The 25,117-nt window shown below is 64.2% G+C and carries 21 protein-coding genes; 10 read left to right on the top strand and 11 right to left on the bottom strand.

From position 1 onward, the window contains the following. Positions 1 to 10 precede the first annotated feature (10 nt). The 6 genes from B5X90_RS17180 to B5X90_RS17155 all read right to left on the bottom strand — a co-directional run bounded on the left by B5X90_RS17180 (position 11) and on the right by B5X90_RS17155 (position 9,441). Positions 11 to 1,675, bottom strand: coding sequence for a dipeptide ABC transporter ATP-binding protein (locus B5X90_RS17180; RefSeq protein WP_079555166.1), 1,665 nt, complete (start codon positions 1,673 to 1,675; stop codon positions 11 to 13). Beyond that, positions 1,672 to 2,529, bottom strand: coding sequence for an ABC transporter permease (locus B5X90_RS17175; RefSeq protein ID WP_079555165.1), 858 nt, complete (start codon positions 2,527 to 2,529; stop codon positions 1,672 to 1,674). Before B5X90_RS17175 ends, B5X90_RS17180 begins: the two co-directional genes overlap by 4 nt. Continuing rightward, positions 2,526 to 3,551 (bottom strand): ABC transporter permease, encoded by a 1,026-nt coding sequence (locus B5X90_RS17170; protein ID WP_372702894.1) that lies wholly within the window; start codon positions 3,549 to 3,551, stop codon positions 2,526 to 2,528. The genes B5X90_RS17175 and B5X90_RS17170 overlap by 4 nt, the downstream gene beginning before the upstream one ends. Continuing rightward, positions 3,538 to 5,166, bottom strand: a complete 1,629-nt coding sequence (locus B5X90_RS17165; protein WP_143264798.1) for an ABC transporter substrate-binding protein — start codon at positions 5,164 to 5,166, stop codon at positions 3,538 to 3,540. The genes B5X90_RS17170 and B5X90_RS17165 overlap by 14 nt, the downstream gene beginning before the upstream one ends. Positions 5,167 to 5,179: 13 nt before the next feature. Then, the gene (locus B5X90_RS17160; RefSeq protein WP_256860301.1) at positions 5,180 to 6,778 is read right to left on the bottom strand and encodes an amidohydrolase; all 1,599 of its coding nucleotides are present in this window, start codon (positions 6,776 to 6,778) and stop codon (positions 5,180 to 5,182) included. Positions 6,779 to 7,857: 1,079 nt separating this feature from the next. Further along, on the bottom strand, positions 7,858 to 9,441 hold the full coding sequence (locus B5X90_RS17155; RefSeq protein WP_079555163.1) for an ABC transporter substrate-binding protein: 1,584 nt from the start codon (positions 9,439 to 9,441) through the stop codon (positions 7,858 to 7,860). 329 nt (positions 9,442 to 9,770) lie between these two features. Here B5X90_RS17155 and B5X90_RS17150 point away from each other — a divergent pair, with 329 nt between their 5' ends. Then, positions 9,771 to 10,445 (top strand): TetR/AcrR family transcriptional regulator, encoded by a 675-nt coding sequence (locus B5X90_RS17150; protein ID WP_079555162.1) that lies wholly within the window; start codon positions 9,771 to 9,773, stop codon positions 10,443 to 10,445. 188 nt (positions 10,446 to 10,633) lie between these two features. Here B5X90_RS17150 and B5X90_RS17145 read toward each other — a convergent pair whose 3' ends face one another. The 3 genes from B5X90_RS17145 to B5X90_RS21040 form a co-directional block, all read right to left on the bottom strand. Then, positions 10,634 to 11,557, bottom strand: a complete 924-nt coding sequence (locus tag B5X90_RS17145) for a formylglycine-generating enzyme family protein (RefSeq protein WP_079555161.1) — start codon at positions 11,555 to 11,557, stop codon at positions 10,634 to 10,636. A gap of 1,286 nt (positions 11,558 to 12,843) precedes the next feature. Then, positions 12,844 to 13,731, bottom strand: coding sequence for a response regulator (locus B5X90_RS17140; RefSeq protein WP_079555160.1), 888 nt, complete (start codon positions 13,729 to 13,731; stop codon positions 12,844 to 12,846). A gap of 397 nt (positions 13,732 to 14,128) precedes the next feature. Next, positions 14,129 to 14,434 carry a DUF7144 family membrane protein gene (locus tag B5X90_RS21040; protein WP_179129182.1) on the bottom strand — a complete coding sequence of 102 codons (306 nt, stop codon included), beginning with the start codon at positions 14,432 to 14,434 and terminating at the stop codon, positions 14,129 to 14,131. On the opposite strand from B5X90_RS21040, the gene B5X90_RS17135 reads away from it, so the two are divergent. The 3 genes from B5X90_RS17135 to B5X90_RS17125 all read left to right on the top strand — a co-directional run bounded on the left by B5X90_RS17135 (position 14,428) and on the right by B5X90_RS17125 (position 16,788). After that, on the top strand, positions 14,428 to 15,729 hold the full coding sequence (locus B5X90_RS17135; protein ID WP_079555159.1) for a CYTH and CHAD domain-containing protein: 1,302 nt from the start codon (positions 14,428 to 14,430) through the stop codon (positions 15,727 to 15,729). The two genes, B5X90_RS21040 and B5X90_RS17135, sit on opposite strands and share 7 nt — an antisense overlap. Positions 15,730 to 15,858: 129 nt before the next feature. Further along, the gene (locus tag B5X90_RS17130) at positions 15,859 to 16,305 is read left to right on the top strand and encodes a hypothetical protein (RefSeq protein WP_079555158.1); all 447 of its coding nucleotides are present in this window, start codon (positions 15,859 to 15,861) and stop codon (positions 16,303 to 16,305) included. A gap of 96 nt (positions 16,306 to 16,401) precedes the next feature. After that, positions 16,402 to 16,788, top strand: coding sequence for an SHOCT domain-containing protein (locus B5X90_RS17125; RefSeq protein ID WP_079555157.1), 387 nt, complete (start codon positions 16,402 to 16,404; stop codon positions 16,786 to 16,788). Between the two features lie 736 nt (positions 16,789 to 17,524). Here the strand turns inward: B5X90_RS17125 and acs are convergent. Next, positions 17,525 to 19,507 (bottom strand): acetate--CoA ligase, encoded by a 1,983-nt coding sequence (acs, locus tag B5X90_RS17120; protein ID WP_079555156.1) that lies wholly within the window; start codon positions 19,505 to 19,507, stop codon positions 17,525 to 17,527. 6 nt (positions 19,508 to 19,513) lie between these two features. Then, positions 19,514 to 20,188 carry an acetate uptake transporter gene (locus tag B5X90_RS17115; RefSeq protein WP_079555155.1) on the bottom strand — a complete coding sequence of 225 codons (675 nt, stop codon included), beginning with the start codon at positions 20,186 to 20,188 and terminating at the stop codon, positions 19,514 to 19,516. Positions 20,189 to 21,242: 1,054 nt separating this feature from the next. Between B5X90_RS17115 and B5X90_RS17110 the strand changes: the two genes are divergently transcribed. The 6 genes from B5X90_RS17110 to B5X90_RS17085 form a co-directional block, all read left to right on the top strand. Beyond that, positions 21,243 to 21,587 (top strand): hypothetical protein, encoded by a 345-nt coding sequence (locus tag B5X90_RS17110; RefSeq protein WP_143264797.1) that lies wholly within the window; start codon positions 21,243 to 21,245, stop codon positions 21,585 to 21,587. After that, positions 21,584 to 22,813 carry an Nramp family divalent metal transporter gene (locus tag B5X90_RS17105; protein WP_079555153.1) on the top strand — a complete coding sequence of 410 codons (1,230 nt, stop codon included), beginning with the start codon at positions 21,584 to 21,586 and terminating at the stop codon, positions 22,811 to 22,813. The genes B5X90_RS17110 and B5X90_RS17105 overlap by 4 nt, the downstream gene beginning before the upstream one ends. After that, the gene (locus B5X90_RS17100) at positions 22,810 to 23,214 is read left to right on the top strand and encodes a hypothetical protein (RefSeq protein WP_079555152.1); all 405 of its coding nucleotides are present in this window, start codon (positions 22,810 to 22,812) and stop codon (positions 23,212 to 23,214) included. The genes B5X90_RS17105 and B5X90_RS17100 overlap by 4 nt, the downstream gene beginning before the upstream one ends. Continuing rightward, entirely contained in the window at positions 23,201 to 23,548 is a 348-nt protein-coding gene (locus B5X90_RS17095; RefSeq protein WP_079555151.1) for a PRC-barrel domain-containing protein, read from the top strand. Before B5X90_RS17100 ends, B5X90_RS17095 begins: the two co-directional genes overlap by 14 nt. Before the next feature lie 717 nt (positions 23,549 to 24,265). Further along, positions 24,266 to 24,409, top strand: a complete 144-nt coding sequence (locus B5X90_RS21300; RefSeq protein WP_179129181.1) for a hypothetical protein — start codon at positions 24,266 to 24,268, stop codon at positions 24,407 to 24,409. 156 nt (positions 24,410 to 24,565) lie between these two features. Beyond that, positions 24,566 to 25,117: SGNH/GDSL hydrolase family protein (locus B5X90_RS17085; RefSeq protein WP_143264796.1), on the top strand; the 552-nt coding region annotated here is incomplete at its 3' end.

Here is a 25,117-nt window from a genome sequence, read left to right as displayed (position 1 = left end):
TGTTTCTTGTTTAGTGGCTGTTGTTCTTGGCCGGTTCCAAATCCGCATCCTGCGGAGCGGCTTCTGTGCTTCTGTCGCTACTCCAGCGGGGACGCGGCACGGAGGCCAGCAGCGCCTGGGTATAGGGGTGCTGTGGATTGTTCAGTACCTGTTTCGTCGGCCCGCTTTCCACGATTGATCCGGCCTGGACCACCAAGAGCTCGTCACAGATCTCCCCCACGATCGCCAGGTCGTGGCTGATGAACAGCACCGAGACGCCGCTCTCGTTGCGCAGCTTGTTGACCAGTTCAAGAACCTGGGCCTGGACTGAGACGTCAAGCGCGCTGGTCGCCTCGTCGAGCACCAGCAGGCGCGGATTCAGGGCCATGGCCTTGGCAATGGCAACGCGCTGCCGCTGACCGCCGGACAGCTGGCGGGGGTAGAGGTTAGCGTGCTTTTCCTCAAGGCCTACGGATTCAAGCAATTCCTTGATTCGCGCCTTCATGGTCTTGACGTCGAGCTTGTAGTGCAGTTTCAGGACCGTTTCCAGGGCCTTGGCCGGGGTGAGCCGGGAATCCAGGGACTGGTAGGGGTCTTGGAAGACCATTTGGACGCGTGATGCCGTCTTCAGTCGGCGTTCCTTGGCGCTGCCGCCCTTCACCTGGCCACCAGCCGTCGTCATTTCACCCGTGTCTGCGTGCTCGAGGCCGGCAATGATGCGACCGAGGGTGGATTTTCCCGAACCCGACTCGCCAACGACGGCGAGTCCGCCACCCGCCGGAATGGCCAGCGACACGGATTTCAGCGCCTCAACCTGCGGCTGCCCGTGGATGTGGTAGGTCTTTGAGACGTTGTCCACGCTCAGCACGGGGGCGTCGCGGGACCCGGTACGGTGGACGCTGGTCTGCAGCGCATTCTGCATGCTTGGCGTTGCCGCAACCAGTTTCCTGGCGTAGTCGGAGACGGGGCGTTCGAAGACCTGGCGGGTCTCGCCGTGCTCCTGGACAACGCCGTTGCGCAGCACGTAGGCGCGGTCAGCGATCGACGCGGCCAGGGCAAGGTCGTGGGTGATGAAGAGCATGCCCATGGAGCGCTCGGAGACGGCCTCGGAGAGTAGCTGGATCACCGCCGCCTGGGTGGTGACGTCCAGGGCGGTCGTCGACTCGTCACAGATCAGCAGTTTCGGGTCGTTCATCAGGGCGCCGGCGATCATCACGCGTTGCAGCATGCCGCCGGAGAACTCGTGCGGGTACTGCTTCATCCGGGCCTCGGGGCTTGTCAACCCCATGGAACCAAGCAGTGCGACCGCGCGGGCCTCAAGCACAGCCTTGTCTGTACCCGGAACCTGCATCATCGGTTCGATCAGGTGGGCACCGAGGGTGCGCACCGGGTTGATGGACGAACGCGGGTCCTGGAAGACCATGGCGGCACGGGTGCGGCGCATGGCGCGCAGCTCGGCCGCGGAAGCCTTCAGGACCTGGACGCCCTCAAGGTCGATCTCGCCGGTGACGTCGGCCGAGGAAGGCAGCAGGCCCAGCACGGCGCGGGCCGTCAGCGACTTCCCGGATCCGGATTCGCCAACCAGCGCCACGGTTTCGCCGCGCGCGATGTGCAGCGAAACCCTGTCCAGCAGCAGGGTCGATCCCCTGGGCTTGGTGATCTCGATGCTTAGGTCAGAGACGTTTAAGAGGTTCATGCGAAGGGATCTCCCAGCTTGTCTGATAGCCAGCCACCAACGGTGTTCACTGCCACGACTACGAGCACCACGGCAAACGCCGGGATGAGGGCCGGCATGAAGTTTCCACTGACCAGTGCGGTCTGGCCTTCGTTGATCATGTTGCCCCAGTCGGCCTGCGGCGCCTGGATGCCGAGGCCTAAGAAGGACAGGGCGGCCAGCTCAACCAACACGTAGCCGAAGTTCTGCGTAGTCTGCGACCCGACGACGCCCAACACATTGGGCATGACGGCGCGAGTGGCGATCCACGGCGCGGAGAAGCCCTGGACCTTGTAGGCCGCAACGTACTGGCGGTGTTTTTCCGTGGCCACCAGCTGGCGGGTCAGGCGGCCGATGTACGGGGTGTACGCTATCGACATCGCCAGGACGGGGGCCACCAGGCCCTTGCCGAAGAGTGCCACGGCAAGGATCGCCAGCAAGAGGCCGGGGAAAGCCAGCACGATGTCGAAGACACGGCTGATGACTGCATCGACTCTGCCTCCGGCCCAGCCCGCCCACAAACCGATCAGCAGGCCCAGGATGCTGGAGAGCAGCACCACGAATGCCGGGCCGGCCAGCGCGGTGCGAGATCCGTGGACCATGCGTGAGAGGATGTCGCGGCCCAGGGCGTCGGTGCCCAGCCAGTGCTGTGGCGTCGGACCGGAGTTGACCCGCAGCAGGTCAACTGCGGACGGCGGGTACGGTGCCACCAGGGGTGCAAGGAGGGCGATGAACAGCACCAGTGCCAGGAATGTCGTGGAGAGGATTAGTCCCCATCGGCGGTTTTTCAGGCTCAGGCGTTTGATCGGCAAACGCGAAGCAGTTTGAATGCTCATCGTGCTCCCTCTCCGGCCTTCAGGCGCGGATCGATAACGGGACCCAGGAGGTCCACCAGCGTGTTGATGGCCACGAATGCGGTTACGACGATCAGCACGATCGCCTGCACCACGGGAAAGTCCAGGCGGTCCACGGAGGAAACCAACAGGGAGCCGAGTCCGGCCAGGCCGAAGGCCTGCTCCACGATCGCTGACGACACCAGCAGGCCCGCAACCAGCAGGCCGGAGACGGTGAGGATCGGACCCGTGGCGTTGCGCAGGACGTGGCGGATGACCACCGCCGCCGGGGTGACGCCGCGGGAACGGGCCACCTCGACGTGCTCGCGGGCGAACTGCTCGACCATGGCCGAGCGGGTCACGCGCCCCACCACGGCGATGAAGGAGAGCGCCAATGCCAGGGAGGGAAGGACCAAGTGGTACACCATGTCCCCGAACCCGGTTCCCGATCCGAAAGACGGGAACATGCCAAGCTGCACCGCAAAGATGGCGATCAGGACAATCGCACCCACGAACGAAGGGACGGCAGCAAGGCCGGACATCGAGGCCACGATCGCCCGGTCGGCCCAGGTACCGCGCAACAACGCGGCTGCGATGCCCGCGGCCAGGCCGAGGATCGCGATCATCGCACCGGCCATGACCACCAGGCCCAGGGTAACGGGCAGGCGGTTCAGAATCACGTCGGTGACGTCCTGGCGGTACTGCAGTGAACGGCCGAAGTCGCCCTCCAGCACGCCGCCGATCCAGTTCAAATACTGCTCCAGCGGGGGCTTGTCCAGGCCGTATATGGCCGTGACTTCGGCGATGGCTTCCGGATTGGGGCTGCGCCCGCGAAGCAGGAAGTTGATTGGGTCTCCCGGCACCAGCCAGCGGGAGAAGAACACGATCACCGAGGACACGAACACGGTGAAGAGGAATGCGCCCACCTTTCCGGCCGCGAGTTTCAGCGCCGGGCCCGCCTGCCGCCGGGGCTTGATTGCCCCCGGAACGGGCGGGGCGCCTACGGCGAGGTTACTTTGCGCCAATTTCGGCCGCCCAGGGGTAGTACAGGTAATTCACCGACGGTGAGGCACCTGTGATCTTGTTGTTCAGCCAGATATTGGTCGGGCTTTCGTAGAGAGGTAACCACGGAAGCTCCTTATTGGCAGTCTTTTGGGCTTCGACCGCCTTTGCCATGCTCTTGGCCGGGTCGGTGTTCTGCAGACCGGCGTTCGTTGCGTTGTCGAACTCCGGGCTGGACCAGTTGCCGTAGTTGGAGAAGTCCCCGGTGCGCAGGATGCTGAACATCTCCAGCGGGTTCGCCGTGGAGAGGTACCAGTTGGTGTAGAAGAGGTCGGTTCCCTCGCGTGCCGCCGGATCCGAGAAGAGCGAGGTATACGCGCTCGGGGTCACTGTGTTGATCGTGGCCTTCAGGCCGATCGATTCCGCCGCGGCGGCAGTTGCCTGGGCGACCACAGCGAAGCCGTTGCCCATTGGCGCGGTCGTGATGGTGATTTCCTGGCCGGCAACGCCCTGCTCCTGAATGATTTTGGCAGCTGCCTCGACGTCGTAGGGGTAGTCGATGAGATCCTTGAATGCGGCGTCTCTGGTTGCGGCATCGGCCGATCCCCAGACTGATTCGGCGGTCAGGGAGTTGGTCAGAGTGGCGTAGCCGGCTTCCGCCGCCTGCGTCAGGCCGTTGCGGTCGATCGCCATCAGTAGGGCTTTTCGGACCTTTGGGTCGCCCAGCGGGCCCTTCGAGTTGCAGACAACCAGGCTGCTGACCGAGGAATTGAGGCCGAAGAGGACCTGGCCGGCCCCGGAGGCTTTCAACTCGCTGATGGCGTTGGTGGGAAGCATCCAGCCGCCGTCGACCTCGCCGGACTTCAGCGCGTTGGTGCGTGCCACGGGGTCGGTCTGGATGACGAACTCCAGTTCCTTGGCCTTGGCCTTGAGATCCTTGTTCCAGTAGCTGTCGAAGCGGGCGAGCTTGATCGTCTCGCCGCTCTGCCAGTTCTCGAACTCGAACGGCCCCGTGCAGTTCACGCCGCCGGTGGAGTTTCCGTAGTCGCTGGCTGACTTCTTCAGCGTCGCCGCCGACTCGACGACGCCCGCTGCACCTGACATCGTTTCGTTGAACAATGCGTCCGGAACCTTGGTTCTCACGGTGACTTGGTGCTCTCCGGTCTTCTTAATGTCCTTGACATTGGCGTAGGCCGCGTACCAGAAGGAACCCACAGCAGGATCCAGGTGGCGGTTCATCGAATAGACGACGTCGTCCGCGGTCAGCGGAGTCCCGTCGTGGAATTTCACGCCCTCCCGAATCGTGTACACCCAGCTGGTCGGAACGGGGTTCTCGAACTTCGTGGCCAGGCCCGGGGAAACACTCATGTCGGCATTCAGGCGCAGCAGCGACTCACAGACGTTGGACAGGACCTGGTTGTCTGCATAATCGAACGCGTAGGCGTAGTCCAGCGAGTGCGGCTCGGCGTAGAGCGACCAGGTCAGTTTATCGAGTTCTCCGGTTGGGGCCGGGGTGCCCGTGGTGAGGTCGAAGCTGGGCTTCGCCGCCGGCCCGGCAGCGTTCGGCGAGGTCGAGCAGGCGGCAAGTGCCAGGATGGAACCTGCCGCGAACGCAGCCTGGAGGGGCTTCTTAATCATGTTCTTCAAGGCCTTACTTGGATGAAATAGGGACATCGGCTGCTGCATAGACGCACGCGCCGTCGATCCAGGTGGAGATGACGCGACTGCGGAAGATTTCCTCGGCCGGCACGTCGAAGGGGTTTGGGGAAACCACCGCGAGGTCGGCGAAGTAGCCCGGGGCGATGCTTCCGGTGGTCGTATCGCGATGGTTCACGTAGGCGGTCCCGGAGGTGTAAGCGGCAAGGATCGTGGCCAGGTCAAGGCGTTGCTTTTCGCCGCCGAGTGGCTTCCCGTCGCCTTGGGGAGCCACGCGGTTCACCGCCGTGTGCGAACCGGCTAGGGGGTCGGCACTGGAGACCGGCCAGTCGCTGCCGGCAGCCAGCATTGCACCATGGTTGACCAGGTCCCCGAACGGGTACTGTCGGTCCTGCGCGGATTCCGGCATGAACGGCAGGGTGAGCCGGTCAAGCTGGTCCTCGTGGCAGGCCCAGAGGGGCTGCAGGTTTGCCACGGCATCGAGCTGGGCGAACCGTGCTGCGTCTACCGCCGAGACGACCTGCAGGTGTGCCAAGTGGTGGCGCAAGCTGCTCGGCCCGTTGGCCTTCCGCGCTGCTTCCAAAGCGTCCAGTGCATCGCGCACTGCACGGTCGCCCAAAGCGTGGAAGTGGCACTGGAAGCCCGCGGCGTCCAGTGCCGTAACGTATAGCGCCAGATCTTCGGCGGAAATGAAGGAAAGCCCGTTGTTGTGAGTGCTGTGCCCGCACTTGTCACGATAGGAATCGATCATGGACGCAGTGAAGTTCTCGGCAATGCCGTCAACCATGATCTTCACGGTGCCCAAGTTGAAGCGCTCGGGTAGCCCCAGTGCCTCGGCTTCGGCGCGAGCCTCGATCATCGCATCGATTTGTTCCAGCCCCTGGTCGCGCCTCCACCACTGGGCGCCGCGAACGCGAACCTTCAGATTGCCCTGGGCAATTAGCCGGTAGTAGGCGTCCTTGGGATCGGGGATGCCCGAGCCGGCACCGACCAGCGCGTCCTGCCACCCGGTGATACCCTGGGCGATCAGCTCGTCCTGCGCACGGGAGAGGCCGGTCACCAGGAGATCCAGCGAGGCAGCGGGGGCGTTTTTCTGGACCAGGGCCATGGCACCTTCATGCAGCGTTCCGGCCGGTGTGCCGTCGGCCAGCCGCTCGATGCGTCCGTCGGAGGGGTCCTGGGTGTTTGCATCCACGCCGGCCGCGCGGAACGCCGCACTGTTAGCCCACATCGAGTGGTGGTCGCGGCTGGCCAGCGAAACCGGGCGATCGGATACAACGGCATCGATGTGCGCCGCCAGCGGCGCGCCACCCTCGTAGTGGTCCATGGACCAGCCGCCGCCCTGAATCCAGGCAACATCCGGGTTGGCTGCCGCGTAGGCAGCTATTGCAGCAATGGCTGCCTCGGCGTTTTCCGCTTCGGAGAGGTTGCATTGGAGCAATTCCGTCCCGCCCCCGGCCGGGTGAATGTGGGAGTCCTGGAAGCCGGGCATGAGCAGGGCGCCGTCGAGCTCGACGACCTTGGTCTGGGAACCGAGGTGCAACGCTAGTTCGGCCTCGGGCACGATTGCCCCGATGCGGCCGTCCTTGACCAATACCGCCCGGTCAGCAACCGGTGCCCCGGAACCCAAAAATATACTGCCGCCTCGAAACGCGACATCCGCAATTGCCTGCACTTTGTGACCCTCATCTCAGTAGCCTGTTTGATAAGACACTAAGCCAGGTCAAGGCCGCTGTCAATGTCGTTGACATGGATGTTGTCAACTATATTTTGGTTGCTGGGAGGTGGCTTGCGCCGCCCGCCGGCGGGAGGGCCCGAGCGACGCACGGAAGACAAAGTGAAGAAGCCGAAAGCGGCAAGGGTCGCCGTTCTTGATGGCGAGGTGCTGTGGAGGCCGCTCCGCGTGTTCCTGCCGACACGGGCACGGTGGCTGACCTATCGCGACTTTGGCCGCAAGCTTTCCGTTGATCGACCGTCATTTTTCCGGCATCTTCAGAGCAAAAGGCGTGCTGATGCAGGAACTGCCCTACGACGCCTCCGAGACGATCCGTGACAGGACAACGGCGCCGCAACCTCTTGGGAGGGCCGCCAGGCGGATAGGCGAATCGACACTGGACGCGTTCTTGGAGCAGCCTGCCGTTGCCATCAGAGAAGAAACGAATACCACCGACGTCCGCCAAGTATTGGCTTCGCGCTGGCGCCGTTCTTCCTGTTTTCCGCGGGGCCCCAGGCGTCGGGACCCCGCGGAACAATATGCAACGTTCGGTTCCTGCATGCTGCCGGCGCTGCAGCATTGGCCCTGGACCATGCAAAAGCGGCCGGTTCCTCAACCGCCGCAGGGTTTACTGGCCCTTTCATGTCCGGCCCCTCTGCCGTCGGTGACCGCGTCGGGTCGCAGCGACGTCTAGGCCCTGAACCATCGGGAGATGTTCCCTGCCGGGATAGAGCAGCTTGTGACCACGGCCAAGGACATGGCTCGAGGACATCCTGCCTCGCAGCCATGCCCTCGACCCTCAAGCAAGATTTCGCATCATGGGCTCCCTGGTTGAGAAGATCGTCGATCTTCTACCGCTCAGATCCATGCCACGAAAACGCCCTTGGGCGGAGTCGATTTCGAACCAAGGGGCATTTTCGACAGCTTTCTGCAATTGCCATTCCACCAGGGAAATGCTCCTACCGCTTGCCGATCTTTGCAGCCCAGGGGAAGTACAAGAAGTTGAGCGACGGCGAGGCGCCGGTGACCCTGTCGTTCATCCACATCACTGTAGGGCTCTCGTAAAGCGGCAGCCAGGGCACCTCCTGGTTGAGGATTTTTTGCGGTTCAAGCGACTTCGTGAAACGCTCGGCGCCGTCCATGGTTTGCAATCCGGCGTTCACGGCCTTGTCATAGTCCTTGTTTGACCACTGCCCGTAGTTGGAGAAGTCCCCGGTCCGCAAAACAGAGAACATTTCCCGGGGGTCGCCGACCGAGAGATACCAGCTGGTGAAGAAGAGGTCCGTTCCCTTGCGGGCTTCAGGATCCGAAAAAAGTGCCGTGTAGGCGCTCGGGGTCACGGTATTGATCTTGGCCTTTAGCCCGATCGATTCCGCGGCCGCGGCGGCGGTTTGGGCAACCACAGCGAAGCCTTGTCCCATGGGAGCAGTGGTGATGGTGATTTCCTTGCCCTCAACGGCTTGTTCTCTGATGATCTTGCTGGCAGCTTCGACATCGTAGGGATAGTCCGCCAATTGCTTGAACGCGGCCTCACGGGTGGCAGGGTCCGCGTGGGCCCACACCGATTCGGAGGTCAGCGAGTTGGTGCGCTTGCCGAGACCGGCCTCGGCAGCCTGGACCAATCCGTCGCGGTCAATGGCCATCAGCAGCGCCTTGCGGACTTCCGCGTTCCCCAATGGGCCCTCGGGGTTGGAGACGACCAGTGACTGCACGGCAGTGTTCAACCCGAAGTAAATCTGCCCGGCACCCGAGGTCTTCAATTCGGCGACGGCGTTCGGGGGAACCATCCACCCCCCGTCGACCTCGCCCGATTTCATCGCGTTTACGCGTGCCACCGAATCGGTCATGATCACGAAATCGAGTTGCTTGGACCTGGCCTTCAGATCAGCGTCCCAGTAGTCGTCAAACCGAGAGAGGGAGATCTTTTCACCGTTCTGCCACTTCGTGAGCTCAAACGGACCCGTGCAGTTCACGCCGCCGCTGGAGTTACCGTAGTTGGCACCAAACTTCTTGAAGGAGGCGGCCGAATCGATGGCTCCTGCAGCACCGGACATCGACTCATTGAACAGTGCGTCGGGCACCTTCGACGTCACCGTGACCTCATTCGGACCGCTCTTCTTGATGCTTTCAACGTTCTGGTATACCGAGTACCAGAACGACCCGACTCGTGGGTCCAGGTGACGATTCATGGAGGCCACGACATCATCCGCCGTGAGCGTCGTTCCGTCATGGAATTTAACTCCCTCGCGGATGGTATAGACCCAGGTGGTGGGGGTCGGGTTCTCGAACTTTGTGGCCAGGCCGGCAGAAACTGACATGTCTTCGTTGAGGCGAAGCAGGGATTCGCAGACGTTGGCGAGGACCTGGTTGTCCGCGTAATCAAAGGCATAGACGTAATCCAGCGAGTTGGGCTCGGCGTAGATGGACCAAGTGAGCTTGTCGAGGTCGCCGGTTGGCGCGGGGGTGTTGGCGGTTGTTTCATAACTCGACGCCGGAGCATTCGAACCGCCATCCGGAGGGGAGGAGCAGGCGGAAAGGGCCAAGACCGCACTTGCCGCAAGCGCACGTTGCAGGGACTTATTTCTCAATTTTGGGGCTCCTAGCTCGGAGGGAACTGCTCGATGATTATCAGAGGAAATCGGTGGGCGAGGACCTGGACGCGGTCGGTTACGCGTCGGCACGATGGAGATGGTGGCTCCCGGAAATGACCTGAGTACCAGCTCCCCGCCCCCACCTCCCCCGAGGGATAGCTACGACACTAAGGACGGTCAACGGGGTTGTCAATGCTGTTGACAGATATATTGTCAGCTTGAATGTAGGATGATCGAAAAAGTACAACTGCTCCCGCACAGCGGGTGGAACGGAGAACCGCGTGTCAGGCAAACCATCCGTCGGAAGGCCGGCCAAGGCGCCGCTGGATCGCGAAGTCTTCGTCGAGGCTGCGTTTCGGCTTGCCGCACGACCGCACACGGTGACCCTGACTTATCGTGATCTTGGCAAGGAGCTGGGTGTTGATCCCACCGCGATATACCGGCATTTCCAGAGCAAGGAAAGCCTCATGCAGGAGCTGTTGGACCGACTCTTCAGGATGGCACGCGACAGGATGACCGTCCCCACTGCGCGGTGGGAAGAATGCCTGATGGAATTCGCCGGAGTAACCCTCGATACCTTCCTGGATTACCCCGCCATCGCCGTGAGGGCAACCTCGCTGACCACCAGCGGGAAGGGCGAACTCGACAGCATCGAATTGATACTGTCCTGCTTCTCCGCGGCCGGCCTGAGCGGTGAGGCCCTGGTCGAACAGTATGCAATACTCGGCGCATACATCCTTGCAGGTGCCGCCGGTCTAGCCAGGGACCAGGCCGAATCGCCCGATTCCGATTCACGCGGATGGTTCACGGGTCCCTTGCTCGCAGACCCTTCAAGCCATCCGCTGGTCTCATCGCTTCGCGAAGAAATCCTCTCCCTCGACCACCGGGAAATGTTTCTGGCCGGCGTGAGGCAAATCCTCCGCGCCGCAGCCGCCCAGGTAAATAGCAGAGACTGAACCGTATCGCTCCCTCAAGGCCCTCGTCCGGATAGCCCGAGCTTGGTCCGGGATGCTCCCGTCCCCGTGCTCTACGCAATTACGCGATCAGCCAATTCCGGCCACCCACGCACGCGGTGCGGAACATTTCTTGGGCCCCTGTCGAGCGGGCGGTGCGGGGCGGCCCTTGTCCGGTGGGTCCTGCACACTCACCCGGGGCTGGCAGGCACCAGGGCTACGGTGCGGAAGCCGCAATTCCCGCTGGAGGAATCCGGGGTGTTAGAGGTGCGGGCGGCAACCCGGTAGCGATTGCAGTACGAATCGTGGCAGAGGTAAGAGCCTCCGCGCATCACCCGCCCGGAACCGGCCGGCGGACCTTGCGGGTTGTCGAAGGGGGACGCGCCGTAATACCCGGGATGGAACATGTCCGAGCACCATTCCCAGACATTCCCGGCCACCTCATGAAGCCCGTAACCATTCGGCGGGAACGACTTCACCGGGGCCGTGCCGCAGAATCCGTCTGCGGCGGTATCCAAGGTGGGGAAAGTGCCCTGCCAGATGTTGCATTGGTGTTTTTCGGATGGGAAGAGCTCGTCCCCCCAGGCAAAGCGTTTCCCGGCGAGTCCGCCGCGGGCCGCGAACTCCCACTCGGCCTCGGTGGGCAGGCGCCGTCCCGCCCAACCACAGTAGGCCCGGGCGTCAGTGTGTGAGACGTGGACCACCGGATGGTCGGCAACCTCGGACCAGTGCGAGTCGGGACCGGCGGGGTGGGCCCAATCGGCACCTCGCACGTTCAGCCACCACGGCGCCCCTGCTGCCGGACCCAGGACCTCCGCCCGCGGCGCTTTCACGAGCAGATGGAACACCGCCGAACTCCCGAATTCCTCGGCCTCGGTCCGGTAGCCCGTGGCCTCCACGAAACGCGCAAACATCCCGCTTGTCACCGCAGTCGCATCAATGCGGAACGAGTCGACTTTCACGGCATGAACCGGGAGCTCCCCGTCGGCTGGGTATCCCTCGTCGAAGGCATCCCCCATCAGGAAGGTACCGGCGGGCACAAGAACGTCCTCGTGACCGCCCCCGCCGGTGGGCGGGAAGAGTCCGCCCTCCCAGATGCGTGAGGGCGCAGCCATCCGAGGTGGAGCGCAGCACGCCCCGGGACCGGGGTGCGCTGGTGTCCCTTGGCTGTCCATGGATTCTGCCTCATGTGAAATTCGCCGGCCTCGGAGCGGACCGTGGGGGTAAGCCTACCAACACCATTCCACTGATGCCATTGGACCCGCAGCATACTTGTGTCATGCTTTTTGTCCGCATCGCAGCCGCAGGTCCCTTCGCCACAGAACGTTGCCGCTGGAATCCAAACTCCTGGTCGTAAGACAGTCAATGACAGCCCCGGCACTTCCCTTGGCGAGCAGACTGCGGATGAGATGGCGCCGATGCTTCGTGGGAAGCTCTGAAACACAAGGGAGGGGCCGCCCGAAGGATTCAATCAGCTCTATCAGCCTTGTGGCCCAGGGCAGGCAACATCCAGAACGAGCCTCCGGTTGGAGAATTCGAAGCAGGATCAAATCTGATGACACTGGCATTGGCCCTCGTGAGTCTGTTTCGCGCTGTTCTTGCCGAAGCGGACCGGCATTAGAGCTGCGCGCCGCGTGAGCTCAACCGTCTTTTATTCGTCGGAGGCGCTTCGTCCAGGCCCTCCACCAGCCAGCCCTCCTCGTAGTCCGGATGGTGACTCCGAAGCGGGCCAAATGAGCACGTACCCGCTGGTTCCGCCTCTTTGTGATGAAATGTCGGTCACGAGCGGGACGTTGTCAGGAAACCAATGACGTCCGCCATGCCCCTTGTCCTTTCGACCCCAAAGTGTTCTCGTGGCAATCGCCATGGTGTGGCCGCCGACGGTTCTGGAAGGCAGCCCCAGGACCGTCAGGATCGGCGGCGGCCCTCCCCGCAGACGCTTCGGGGGCTTCTGAGAGCCAACGTCCCGTGGTTTGCGGGTTTCAGCCAACGATTTGCCGCGGCCCGCGTCACGGCGCCGACGAAGTCGATCAGGGCCCGCTTCGTGCCGGGGACGGCTTCCTGGGACAACTGGCCGGGTGGATTTCGACTTCGCCGCGACGAAGCACGCTCTTGGGGCTTGTCCGGCCCTCCCGTCGGTTCACCGGCGCGGAGTACTCTTTCGCCTAAGGCGCTTTTTCGCCCACTGTCCGGGTGCGAGCTCTTATCGTGCCCCATTCGGATGCTGCCCGAAATTGCCGTGGTGCGGAATCCCGGGCCGGCAGTTTCCAATACCGGTGATGATGTCCCAGACGGTGGCCGGCACGCATAGATCAGACGCTGCGAGTCGATAAGTACCAAGACCTGATGCCGGGGTGCGTCTTCCTGGGTGCGGCACCCGTGTTGCCAAGGCCTTGGGCTGCTATGCCCGGCTGAGCCGTGGGCGGCGGCCCGTCGGGCCGGTCCAGGTTGCGGCAAGGGCGTCGGCAAGTCGGAGGGCGCCCTCTGCCCGTTCGGCTTCCGTGGGCGGAACGGTGCGGGTCTCGCTCGTGCAGTTCAGCAGCGCCGCCGTGACATCCGCGACCCGGTCCGGGAGCAGGCTGAGCCGGTAGCTGCCGTAGCCGGGGTCCTCGGCGTGGTCCAGGGCCCCAACGATCAAAACGGCGATCTGGGTTCTGCGCCCCATACGGAGTTTTGTCAGCATGGCCGAGACCATGTTCTTGATCGTTTTCTCTGAGAGCCCCATCTCCCGGCTGATCTGGCGGTTGGTCAGTCCTTTACCCAGACGGACGGCGACATTCATCTCCTGTCTCGTCAGGGTCAGTAGCCTCTCATCCGGGCCGCTGGGCCCGGGGCTGTGAACCTGGCCCAGGAGCGCCGGCCGGAACCGACCGCTGTAGGCAGTGTGCCCAGCCAATGCGCGGCGGATCAGCCGGAGCTGTTCACTGCTGCCATCCTGTTTCGACAGGCACCCCCACGCGCCGGCGAGGATGGAGTCGATCAGCACCTCTTCGTCGGCGTCCCCAGTCAAGAGAACACACCGGGTAGCAAGACCGGCCGCGACGATGGCCCGGCACACCTCCGCCCCGGAACCGTCGGGGAGATGATCGTCAAGGATGGCTAGTTCCGGCCGGACGTCCGCGATCCGCCGGACCGCTTCCCGCGCGGACCCAGACTCTCCGGCGATACTGAAACCCTCGGATTCCAGCACCTGGCGCAGGCCGCGCCTCACGACCTCGTGGTCATCCAGCAAGTACACGCTCCGGCCGGGTAATGGCTGCTGCGGGAGGAATTCGGGGTCAGCGATCATAGCCGTTCCGTTCTGATTGTCCGTGAGACCCCGGACGCGCTCATTCGGATGTTTATGGCCGACCCGCCGGACTACGGCGACCAGCGCCGGACCCCATCCGGCGCTCCCCGATCAGCGGACCTTCATACGCCAAGGCCCATTTCCCAAAGGCTAAACCAATTAATGCTCCGGCAAAAGTGAGAGGGCCCCGCCGCCAGCTCGTTGCGGCCAGCCGCATCGGTTCCCGGGGAGCCTCTCCTGGAACAAACGCGGGTCACCTGCGGCTTTCAAAAGGCCTGGGCTTGGCCGTCCTTGCCCCAGCCGGCGAGGCGTGTGTCGAAACCGGGCCGTGGTGAACGTGGGCGCGCCCTGGGATTACGCGCCGTCCCCGTCCGGGCGGAAATCAGTTCGCACCCGATCAGGAGCGGACGTTTGGCGGCGTTTCTGCGGTCCGTAACTCACTGCCGTGCGCGACAATCGCGTAGACGATCAGCTCGTCGATGGCGATGACGATGGCGGACCACCACGGCTGCGCCGGGATGAGAATCAGTTGCACGACCGCGCTGAGACCCGCAAGGACGACACCAACGGCCCGGGCCCAGGTTGCAACGGAGAAGAATGCAACGGCGGTGAGGACGAGTACTTCGACACCAAGGACCTGCGCCTGGCCTCCGCGGCGGTCACCCTGCGCCGCCGGACCGGCGGCGAGGACGGCGGATGGCACCTGAAGCTGCCGCGGGTTCCGACGAGCGGACGGAATTCCGCGAACCCCTCGGAGAGCCTGACGACGGCGTCCCCGACGCCCTCCTCCGGCTGGTCCGCGTGCACACCAGGGGCGAGACCCTGGTCCCGGTGGCCAGGCTGAGGACCAAGCGCACCGTATACCGGCTCAGGAACAAAAAGGACGCCGTCCTCGCAGACATCAGCGATGACCGGGTCCAAGCTGAGGTGCTGGCCCCCATCCCGGGCACCCGGCGCTGGCGGGAATGGGAAATAGAAATCACCGCGGCCCCCGGGCACTGCTCGAGGCCGGGCAGGACCGGCTCGCCAGCGCCGGCCGCCAGGCCGTCCACGCACCAGTCCAAACTCGCACGCGCCCTGAACCGCGACCCGGTATCCCCCGGGCCGGTGCCGGCACCGAAGCGGAAAGGACCCGCCGGCGATGTCATGCTCGCCTACCTCAAGGACCAGGTCAGAGAGCTCAAGGAACAGGACCCCCTCGTGCGGGAGGACACCCACGACGCGGTCCACAAGATGAGGGTAGCCACCAGACGCATGCGTTCAGTGCTGGCCACCTACCGGAAACTGCTGGACGATGCCGAGACGGTGAAAAACCTGCGCGAGGAACTGAAATGGCTCGCCGGCGTGCTCGGTGAGGCCCGTGACGCCGAGGTCATGCACGCACGCCTGAAGGAGATGGTCGCCCACGAACCCGGCGAGCTGGTCATGGGACCGGTCACCCGCCGGGTTGATCTTGAACTCGGCGGCGCCTACCAGAAAGCCCACGAGAAGGCACTGAAGGCATTGGACGGACAGCGCTACTTCCGGCTGCTCGATTCCCTCGATGCCCTCGTCACCGTCCCGCACCTCTCGGCACTGGCCTCCCAACCGGCGGTCAAGGTCATCCCCGGCATGGTCGAACGCGACGTCAAACGGCTGCGCACCGCGGTCAAGGAAGCCAAGCGTCATCCTGCCGGCACCGGTGACCACCCCGCCCTGCACGAGGCCCGGAAAGACGGGAAACGCCTGCGGTACGCCGCCGAAGCCGCCGCCCCCGTCAACCCCAAGCAGGCCGCCCGCCTGGCCGACGCCGCCCACGGCGTCCAGAAAATCCTCGGTGACCACCAGGACAGCGTCGTTACCCGCCAGCTCCTGCGCAGGCTCGGCGCCGAGGCCTTCACCCTGGGCGAGAACGGATTCAGCTACGGACGACTCCACGCGCTGGAACAAACCCTTGCACTCGAAGCCGAAGCACAATTCCACCGCCAATGGAAAAAATTCCCTGCCACCCCGCTCTGAACAAATGCTGCATACTCACCCGGGATCACCTTCCCGGGATGAGGTCCGCGCCGCCATACGGACAGAGAATGGGTATACCTGCGTGTGGCAGGGCTCCCTGCCACACTCTCTTTCGGAAAGGAGCCCCCGATGTCCAAAGAACACCCGATCCTTGCAGGACCGATCGCCGTCGCGGCAGCCCTGGCGCTGCTCACGTCCTGCGGCACATCCAGCCCCGGCACATCCGTCAGCAGCGCCAGAGCGGAGAAGAACGTTTCGCAGGCATGCACGGCCGCCAGCGCCTACGCCGCATCCCTGACAAATTTCAAACAGACACTCAAACCGGGCGCCACGATAGAACAGATCAAATCGGCGCGAGAACAGGTCGCCAAGACCTACGACGACCTGGCCAAGGCCAGCCAGGACGTCGCCAAAGACGAGATGGACGCCGTCAAGACGGCCGAAAACAAGTTCGACGCGGCCGTCAGAGCCGTCCCGGATGACGCCACCCTGACCCAGGCGGCCGCGTCCCTGCGCGACGATGCCGCCAACGTCCAGGCCGCGGTCAGTGACCTCCAGACGGCGACCAAATGCTGACGCCCATACCCTTTCGGCAGACCCTCAGCTGGCCTCAGTCCTGCCCCGGATGCAGTCCCTAACAACACCGCTCCTACCGAAAGCAGGGAAGACGACATGAGTTTCTGGGAAAACTTCTGGGAGATTTTCTGGTGGTTCTTCTTCGTCTACGCGTTCATCGCCTTCCTCTGGGCGTTGTTCGCCGTTTTCGGGGACCTCTTCCGCGACCACACGCTGAGCGGCTGGTGGAAAGTAGTCTGGGTCCTCTTCCTGGTGTTCGTGCCCATTTTGAGCGTGCTGGTGTACGTGATTGCCCGCGGCAAGGGCATGGCCGAGCGGTCCATGGAACGGGCACGGGCCCACCGGGAAGCCTCGGACGCATACATCCGCAGCGTCACCGCGCCCAGCCCAACCGGGGAGATCGCCAAAGCAAAGGCACTCCTGGACTCCGGAACCATCAGCGCCGCCGATTACGAAAGGATCAAGCGCAAAGCACTCGCCTGAGACCGCTGTGGCGCCGTGGCGCCGTGGCGCCGTGGGGCAAAATAATTTGCCCCAGGCCAAGGATTGACCCTGAACATGGTCTTGCCAAAGTCCCACCAACGTTCGGTGTCCTCAGGCGCGAGAAGTGCTGCCCGGCAAAGCCCGGACCGGGAAGTCCGTCGCTGGCCTCCACGCCGCCGGCCCATCACGGGGCGGCCATGGCAGGATGGGCTCCGCTATGGACAGCCGGTTACGGCGCGCCCCGGACGCGGACTGGGTGTTGATGTACCGGCTCGGGCTGAGCCGGAAACGCATCGCTGCCCTCGTGCGCGCCCAGCCCGCCGCCGTCGGATACCAACTGGATATCGCCCGCCGCCAGGACCCGGGGGGCTCGAGGCCGAGCACCAGGCCGTTGCCGCACCAAGTCCTTATCCCTCCCCAAAGGTCTCGCCCGCATGGACGAGGTCATCGCCTGGGTCACGGCAGAGGCCCAGCCCCCCCGATGACCACTCTGGGCAGACGGGTAAACGGTCGATGGCCCGGAGGCTCGCCGGTCGCCGGCGCGAAGCGGCCGAAGGGACCCTGGACCCGACCTACCGTGTCGTTCTGGCCCATTGCGAAGTGCACCCAACGGATGTACAGCCCGGCCATGATCACCCGAAAACTCTGCAGGTTCCGGTTGCGAAGGCGTCGACCGGGTGGAGAAATTCAGTGAGATCGTGTCACGGGTGTCTTGACGGCAGTTCCTGGGCGCCAACTAGTGCAGCCCGCCCGCGCCGCCGCCGGGCATGCCCGCCTTGATCAGCTCCATGACTGAGGAGTCCGCCAGGGTGGTGACATCCCCGATCGGCCGGTCCTGCGCCACGTCTTTGAGGAGCCGTCGCATGATCTTGCCGGACCGGGTTTTAGGCAGCTCCGCTACGACCATGATTTGCCGCGGCCGGGCGATTTTGCCGATTTCCTTGGCCACATGTTCCCGCAGCTCCTGCACGACCTCGGGTCCGCCGTCGCCTACCTCGCTGCGGAGGATGACGAAGGCGACAATGGCCTGCCCTGTCGTGTCGTCCAGGGCTCCGACGACGGCGGCTTCGGCCACCTTCGGATGGGCGACCAGCGCCGATTCGATCTCCGTCGTCGAAAGCCGGTGTCCTGCCACGTTCATCACGTCGTCCACCCGGCCGAGAAGCCAAATATCCCCATCCTCGTCCTTCTTCGCGCCGTCCCCCGCGAAGTAGAGCCCCGGGAACCGTGACCAATACGTCTCCACGTAGCGGTCGTTGTCTCCCCAGATGGTGCGCAACATGGATGGCCAGGGTTCCTTCAGCACCAGATAACCGCCGGAACCGTTAGACACAGGTGCGCCCGCGTCATTGACGACGTCCGCCACGACCCCGGGCAGCGCCCTCATGGCGGCGCCCGGTTTTCCGGCTGTAACGCCCGGGAGCGGGCTGATCATGATGGCGCCGGTCTCGGTCTGCCACCAGGTGTCCACAACGGGCGTTTGGTTGTGTCCGATGTTCTCGCGATACCAAATGTATGCGGCCGGGTTGATCGGTTCGCCTACGGTGCCGATCACGCGCAAACTCCTGAGCCCGTACTTGGCCGGTATCTCGGCACCCCATTTCATGAACGTACGGATAGCCGTCGGGGCGCAGTAGAGAATGGAGACTTTGTACTTGTCGATGATCTCCCACCAACGGCCCTGATGCGGGGTGTCCGGCGTGCCCTCGTAGAGCACGGAAGTAGCACCGTTAGCCAGGGGACCGTACACGATGTAGCTATGCCCGGTAACCCAGCCGATGTCCGCAGCGGTCCAGAAAATATCGGATTCAGCCTTGAGGTCGAACACCGCCCAGTGGGTGTAGGCGCATGCCGTGAGGTAGCCGCCGGTGGTGTGCAGAATGCCCTTGGGCTTGCCCGTGGTGCCCGATGTGTACATCACGTACAGGGGATGTTCGGCGTCGAAGGGCTCGGCGACATGATCGGCAGAAGCCAGCTCCACCGATTCGTGCCACCAAATATCCCGGCCCGGTGTCCAATCGACCTCCTGGCCAGTGCGGCGGACCACCAGGACATTACGAACATCAGGGCAGTCCATCAGGGCCTCGTCGACCGCGGGCTTCAACCCGCTGGCCTTCCCGCGGCGGTAGGCGCCGTCGGAGGTGATGACGATACGCGCGTCGCAGTCGTGGATCCGGGTCCGCAGCGCGTCCGCCGAGAACCCGCCGAACACGACTGTGTGCGGTGCCCCGATTCGTGCGCAGGCCAGCATCGCCACGACCGTCTCGGGAATCATCGGCATGTAAATCGCCACCCGGTCTCCAGCGGAGACACCCAAATCGGTCAGCGTGTTCGCTGCCCGGCAGACCATGTCGGTGAGCTGGGCATACGTGATGGCACGGGTGTCCCCGCCTTCACCTTCAAAGTAGTAGGCGACCTTATCTCCGCGGCCGGCAGCTACATGCCGGTCCAGGCAGTTGTAGGCGGCATTGAGCCTGCCCCCGACGAACCACTTGGCGAATGGCCGATTTGACCAGTCCAAGACCTCATTCCATTTTTGGGACCAGTCCAGCCGCTCCGCCTGCCGCGCCCAAAACGCCAGCCTGTCGCCGTCTGCTGCGGCATAGTCCGACGACGTGGCGTTAGCCTGCGCGGAAAAGCCCTCTTCCGGAGGAAAGCGCCGCTGTTCGCGCATCAGGTTTGCGAGGGTCTCAACCGATTCTGTGGGGTCTGTAACCATGGCCTTTCACCGACGCCCCACGGGAAAAACAGTCCGTTTGTAGGTGGAGTTCGCAACCACCGCGAGGGAGCAATACCATGCAACCAGCGCCGTCACGATCCCCAGCCAGCCGCCCAGCATTGACAGCCCGGCTGCCCCGAAGAAGGCACCAAGAAACAGGGCAATGAACGTCAGGGTCAAGAAGACGAAGACGGCAAAGACGCCCATGCTGATGCGCCACGCGGAAATGGTCATGTAGGCCGTAAAGATCGCCCAGGCCAGAAGGTAAAGGCCGACTCCCTTGCTGGCGTCCGCTGCCGGAAGGCTGCCCGCGCTGAACTGGCTCAAGAACCAGAAAGACAGCCAGAAGGCTCCGTATGAGCAGAACGCCGTGGCGCCAAAGACGTTGCGGTTGGCAAATTCCCAGAGCCCGGCGGCGAACTGCGCCAAGCCGCCGTAGAAAAGTGCCAGTCCCAGGACTACCGGTTCGACCGTTTTCGGGATCAGGCCGGCGTTGATGACACTGAGGACAAACGTGGTCAAGGCGAAAGCGCCCAGTCCTAGAGCCGCCGGATCGGCAAAAGGTGGGCTGGTACTCGCCTGTGGAGAAACAACAGCGTCTTGGGTTGGTAGGAGATTTTCAGCCCTGCGACCACTCCCCGCCGGGACGGTCCCGGCCGCGGAGCTTGATTCGACACTCATGGCACGACTCCTTGGTCAGCACCAGCACCATTGCTGGTGATGCCTTTCAGATTACTCCTGAGTGCACACGGTAAATATCCGAATTGGTTCCAATTCGGGTTGCAGCACATTCTGGCGTAGATCACATCACTTGGCCCTATGGTGACCTTCCGGCAAGGACCATGCCCCCCCTTGGCGTGGACCCTGCCGCCTACAGCCGAGCACGTGCGTGCAGCTGGAATCTAACGGCGTCATGCGGCCTGCCATCCGGACCGCGACTTCGGCCGGACAGATAGACTCTCCGCGCAAATTACAGCCTGACGCTCGCCTCTTCCCGAAGTTCAGCCTTCCGGAGCCAGGCTTGGAGAGCGGGAGACTCCGGACACCCCGTTCAGGCAAAACTCATGCGCCAGGTCAGCCGACAGGCTGGACCCCAGCCGCAACTACCTAGTCACCGAAGGCGGGTCCCGCCTCGGGTCCCGTCTTCCTGACCCCACCGGAATGGCGTAAGGACGCGACCGCTTTGCTCGACGCATTCGTCGCACGGGAGTACAGAAGGGGCACGTCGTCGCCTACGTGAGCGCGGGAAATACGAGGGCGATCGAGCGGATCAAATGAAACGTGCTCCAATGACGCCGAGGAGGGCCAGCCACCGCCGCCGCGTCCCGCCCCACTGCGAACCCGGACGTCCACGGCGTGCGAAAACATACCCCCGCACCCGCCAGGCCGCAAGAGCCCGAGGCCCACTGGATCCGAGTGCCTGGGCCGCATCCAGCAGGGTACGCGGGGCGCCGGTGCAGGACGTCGAAGCCCCGTCTAGGCCAGCCGCTCTTTTCCGTGCTTTTTTCATTCCGGGAGTGCTATACCTAGCTCAGAGGCGCGTCCTCGCCGCGGAGGCCACAGATGCCGGCCGGGGCCGGTTCCCGAAGTGGAGGCGGATATGGCGATCGGGTCACAGCGGTCCCGGACCGCGTTCCGCCGTGCTTGGCTTGTCTGTGCCGGCGTCGCGGGTGCCGTCCTTCTGAGCGGTTGCGCCGGGGCGCCGGGCAGCGTCCCTGACACCGTATTTACGGCGGTGAAAGACAGTTCCTCCGCAGTTGCCACCGCCCGGCTCGCGCTGGGGCTCGACGCCAGCGGAAAGCTGACCATGGCGGCGACGGCCACGACCCTTGACGACTCCCTCAAGGAACTTGAGACGGCCCGGACGAGCCTCCTGCAGCTGTCCCCTACCGTCCAGAACGACCGCGACCTGCGCCGGGAGGCCCTCGCCGTCCTGGATGAAGGCATCTCAGGACTGACGACGGCGCAGGACGCGGTCGCCAGCACCGACGGCAGCCCCACCATCCAGGACGGCGACCAGCTGCTGAAGGCTGCCGCCGGCCAGATGTCCGCATTGACGGCACAGCTGGGGGGACAATGAAACGTCTCCTCGGTGTGGCCTTGGGGGTCCTGACCGCCATCGGCGGCTTCGTGGACATCGGTGATCTGGTCACCAACGCCGTCGTCGGCTCACGGTTCGGGCTCTCCCTGGTCTGGGTCGTCGCAATGGGTGTGGTCGGCATTTGCGTGTTCGCCAACATGTCCGGGCGGGTGGCTGCCGCGTCGGGGCGGGCGACCTTCGAAGTCATCCGCGAACGGCTCGGTCCCCGGGCAGGCCTTGCCAATCTGGCCGCGTCGTTCCTGATCAACCTGATGACCGTCACAGCGGAACTCGGGGGTATTGCCCTGGCGCTGCAGTTGGCCAGCAGTGTTCAGTATCTGCTGTGGGTTCCCGTGGCCGTGGTCGCCGTATGGCTGGTCATCTGGCGGGTGAGGTTCTCCATCATGGAAAACGTCACCGGACTGCTCGGCCTGACGCTCATTGTTTTCGCCGTGGCACTGTTTCTGCTGAAGCCGGACTGGGGCTCCCTTGGCGCCCAGGTCCTGGCCCCGTCCGTCCCGGAGCAGGAAACAGCAGCCTCGTACTGGTATTACGCGGTGGCCCTGTTCGGGGCGGCCATGACGCCCTATGAGGTGTTCTTTTTCTCCTCCGGGGCCGTGGAGGAAGGCTGGTCCATCAAAGACCTGGCCCAGTCCAGAATCAACGTGTTGGTCGGGTTTCCGCTCGGCGGCCTGCTCTCCGTGTCCATTGCCGCCTGCGCCGCCGTGGTGCTGCTCCCGGCAGGGATCGCCGTCACCTCCCTGTCCCAGGTCATCCTGCCCGTCGCCGAGGCAGCCGGGAAAGTCGGTCTGGCCTTTGTCCTGGTCGGCATTGTCGCAGCAACCTTCGGAGCGGCCCTGGAGACCACTTTGTCCAGCGGGTATACTCTGGCGCAGTTCTTTGGATGGTCCTGGGGCAAGTTCCGCCGCCCGGCCCAGGCCGCGCGCTTTCATTTGTCCATGATCATCTGCCTCCTGATCGGCGCGGCAGTCCTGGCCACCGGAGTCGATCCCGTCCTGGTCACGGAATACTCGGTCGTGTTCTCGGCCATCGCGTTGCCGCTGACCTATCTGCCCATCCTGATCGTGGCCAACGACCCCCAGTACATGGGCGAACACGTCAACGCCCGCCCGGTGAACGTGCTGGCCATGATCTATCTGGTCATCATCCTCGCCGCGTCCCTCGCCGCCATACCACTGATGATCGTCACGGGAGCCGGATCATGACCACAGCACGCAGGCCCAGATACCTCCGGACCCCGGGGCGGACCCTCGATGCCCAGCTGCACCTGCTGGACCGGCAGGTACTGGACGTGGACGGCGTCCCGGTCACTACGGTCGACGACATCGAAATCAGCGCCCCTCCCCCGGACACACCCATACCGGCCGGAACCCCCGCCCCGACGCTCACCGCCCTGCTCACCGGGCCGGTCCTTGGAACACGGATTTTCGGAGGCCGGCCCCCGTCATCCCGGCTCATCCGCATCCCCTGGCGTGACGTCGCCGACGTCGGGGTCGTCATCCGGCTGGGCGTCCGCGGAGAGCCCCTGGACGCGGACTGGGTGGAACGCTGGATTCGCGACAAAATCATCGCCCGCATCCCCGGAGGCCGCCATGATCCTCGGTGATCTCCTCGGGACACCCGTCCACGACGCTGCCGGTCTACGCCTCGGACGCGTCGCCGATGCCCGGTTCACCATCAACGGACCACCCGGCCAGCTGCTCGCCGATGCCAGGCTGCTGGGCCTGATCGTCAGCCCGCACAGCGCCTCCTCATTCCTGGGCTACGAACGCACCGGCATCGCCCGGCCCTGGCCCATCGCCCACCTGCTCCGCTGGCGGCACCGCGGCTCTTTCCTCGTGCTCTGGGCCGACATCGACATGATCGGCACGGACACCGTCCGCCTCCGGGAAGGATTCACCGCATACAACCCCGCCCTGAACGACACCGGAAACGAATGACTTCCGGCCTGAGTCGCCGCGTACGGCGAAGTTCATCTTCCCGAGTCAAGTTGGTCGCTTCTTCGATTTTCTCCCGTCTTTCCAAGCGCCGCCGGGGCCGAAGCGCTTGATGGAGGCATGCGAAGGGTCACCGGATGGGCTGACGACGGCCGGAAGGCTGGGCAGCACCGTTGTCCTGGCCGCAGGATACGCCTCGCCCGAGTTTTCCCGGCGCCGCCGGGCGCTCCCGATGCCGCGATCTGACGGTGAGTAATTCGCTCTCCGCGGTGGGCGAGCCTTGCCGCGTCTAACTTCCCGGCGTTACTGGTACTGCTGGTCGACATCTTCGCCACAATGGCCCCTGGGCACGACGCCTGGGTGCTGGGAGACGAGCCGTGCGTGGTGATTGACTGGCAGGGATTCGCCGACTACGCCAAACTCTGAACAGGACCCAGCCCGAACCGGGACACGAGCTGCTAGCCCGATTCCGCCGGCTGGACACCCCTCGGGGCCAGGGCATCGGTCCTTTGGTACAGCGGCGTCCCGCCCGCAGTTTTGCACAGAACCCCGGCCGAATCCCCCGTGGCCGCAGGCAGATCCAGCCGCCCGGCAAAGGGGCTGAACTTCTTGCGTTCCCGTCCAGCCGGTGATATAGAAAATTTATATCAGCCAACACAGATTACGGCGGGTTGTCTGCCGGAGAAAGGGCCATTACAGAGCGGAGGAGGGGTGAGTGGGATGACCGTAGAGCTTGACCGTTTGCGCTCCCTGGCCTCTGTTATCGGGGCCGCCGAGGACCAGCTTGCCGTGGCCCGGTGGACCCTGCGGGAAACGGCCGTGGCACGGGCCAGAACAAAGGACTGGTCAGGGACGGAACAATGAGGCCCCGGGCCCCGTCGCCGTTGGGGGATGTGGCAGCACTGGCCTGGGTGCGCACTTTTGCACGCCAAACGTTGCTCTCTCGTCCCTGGCCTGGCGACGGCCGGCGACGAGCTGGTGGGCGTAGCGCCCGCGCTGGAGCGGGGGCAGTATGAGGGAATGAACGCTTCCAGCGCCGATGGTCCGGCGCAGGGTGGCTCCGTTGAGTACGCGGCACGCCTGCACCCGTGGACCCGTTATGTGGCTCTGGGAGATTCGTTCACTGAAGGTGTCGGAGACCCGGAACCGCGGAGCCCCGGGGGTCTGCGGGGCTGGGCAGACCGGGTCGCCGAAGAGTTGAGTATCCGGCACGAGGATTTCGCTTACGCGAATTTGGCAGTCCGCGGGCTGCTGCTCGGGCAGATCCTGGATGAGCAAGTTGGTCCTGCGCTGGCGCTGCGACCGGATCTGATCACGCTCAACGCCGGGGGCAATGATCTGATTTTCCGACGGAGCGACCCTGACAAGCTCGCTGTCCGCCTCGATGCCGGTGTCGAACTTCTGGCCTCCACGGGGGCAACGGTAGTGCTCTTCGCCGGTCCGGACTGGGGCGCGACACCGGTACTGGGACAGGTCCGCGGGAGGGTGGCCATCTTCAATGAGAACCTGCACATCATCGCTGCCCGCCACGATGCCGTGATCGCTGACCTCTGGGCGCTGCGTCAGCTCACG

This window comes from Arthrobacter sp. 49Tsu3.1M3 (genome assembly GCF_900168135.1).
In the GTDB taxonomy this organism is placed as follows: domain Bacteria; phylum Actinomycetota; class Actinomycetes; order Actinomycetales; family Micrococcaceae; genus Arthrobacter.
The sequence above is the reverse complement of the archived record's forward strand: the minus strand, read 5'-3'. Positions and strand labels throughout refer to the sequence as shown.

What these genes read in the sequence shown, in the direction of transcription:
- B5X90_RS17140 (WP_079555160.1), bottom strand. Translation starts at nt 13,731, where the DNA reads ATGATCGCTGACCCCGAATTCCTCCCGCAGCAGCCATTACCCGGCCGG.
- B5X90_RS17125 (WP_079555157.1), top strand. Translation starts at nt 16,402, where the DNA reads ATGAGTTTCTGGGAAAACTTCTGGGAGATTTTCTGGTGGTTCTTCTTC.
- B5X90_RS17145 (WP_079555161.1), bottom strand. Translation starts at nt 11,557, where the DNA reads ATGGCTGCGCCCTCACGCATCTGGGAGGGCGGACTCTTCCCGCCCACC.
- B5X90_RS17180 (WP_079555166.1), bottom strand. Translation starts at nt 1,675, where the DNA reads ATGAACCTCTTAAACGTCTCTGACCTAAGCATCGAGATCACCAAGCCC.
- B5X90_RS17115 (WP_079555155.1), bottom strand. Translation starts at nt 20,188, where the DNA reads ATGAGTGTCGAATCAAGCTCCGCGGCCGGGACCGTCCCGGCGGGGAGT.
- B5X90_RS17095 (WP_079555151.1), top strand. Translation starts at nt 23,201, where the DNA reads ATGATCCTCGGTGATCTCCTCGGGACACCCGTCCACGACGCTGCCGGT.
- acs (WP_079555156.1), bottom strand. Translation starts at nt 19,507, where the DNA reads ATGGTTACAGACCCCACAGAATCGGTTGAGACCCTCGCAAACCTGATG.
- B5X90_RS17105 (WP_079555153.1), top strand. Translation starts at nt 21,584, where the DNA reads ATGAAACGTCTCCTCGGTGTGGCCTTGGGGGTCCTGACCGCCATCGGC.
- B5X90_RS21300 (WP_179129181.1), top strand. Translation starts at nt 24,266, where the DNA reads ATGACCGTAGAGCTTGACCGTTTGCGCTCCCTGGCCTCTGTTATCGGG.
- B5X90_RS17135 (WP_079555159.1), top strand. Translation starts at nt 14,428, where the DNA reads ATGGCACCTGAAGCTGCCGCGGGTTCCGACGAGCGGACGGAATTCCGC.
- B5X90_RS17175 (WP_079555165.1), bottom strand. Translation starts at nt 2,529, where the DNA reads ATGAGCATTCAAACTGCTTCGCGTTTGCCGATCAAACGCCTGAGCCTG.
- B5X90_RS17165 (WP_143264798.1), bottom strand. Translation starts at nt 5,166, where the DNA reads ATGATTAAGAAGCCCCTCCAGGCTGCGTTCGCGGCAGGTTCCATCCTG.
- B5X90_RS17130 (WP_079555158.1), top strand. Translation starts at nt 15,859, where the DNA reads ATGTCCAAAGAACACCCGATCCTTGCAGGACCGATCGCCGTCGCGGCA.
- B5X90_RS17100 (WP_079555152.1), top strand. Translation starts at nt 22,810, where the DNA reads ATGACCACAGCACGCAGGCCCAGATACCTCCGGACCCCGGGGCGGACC.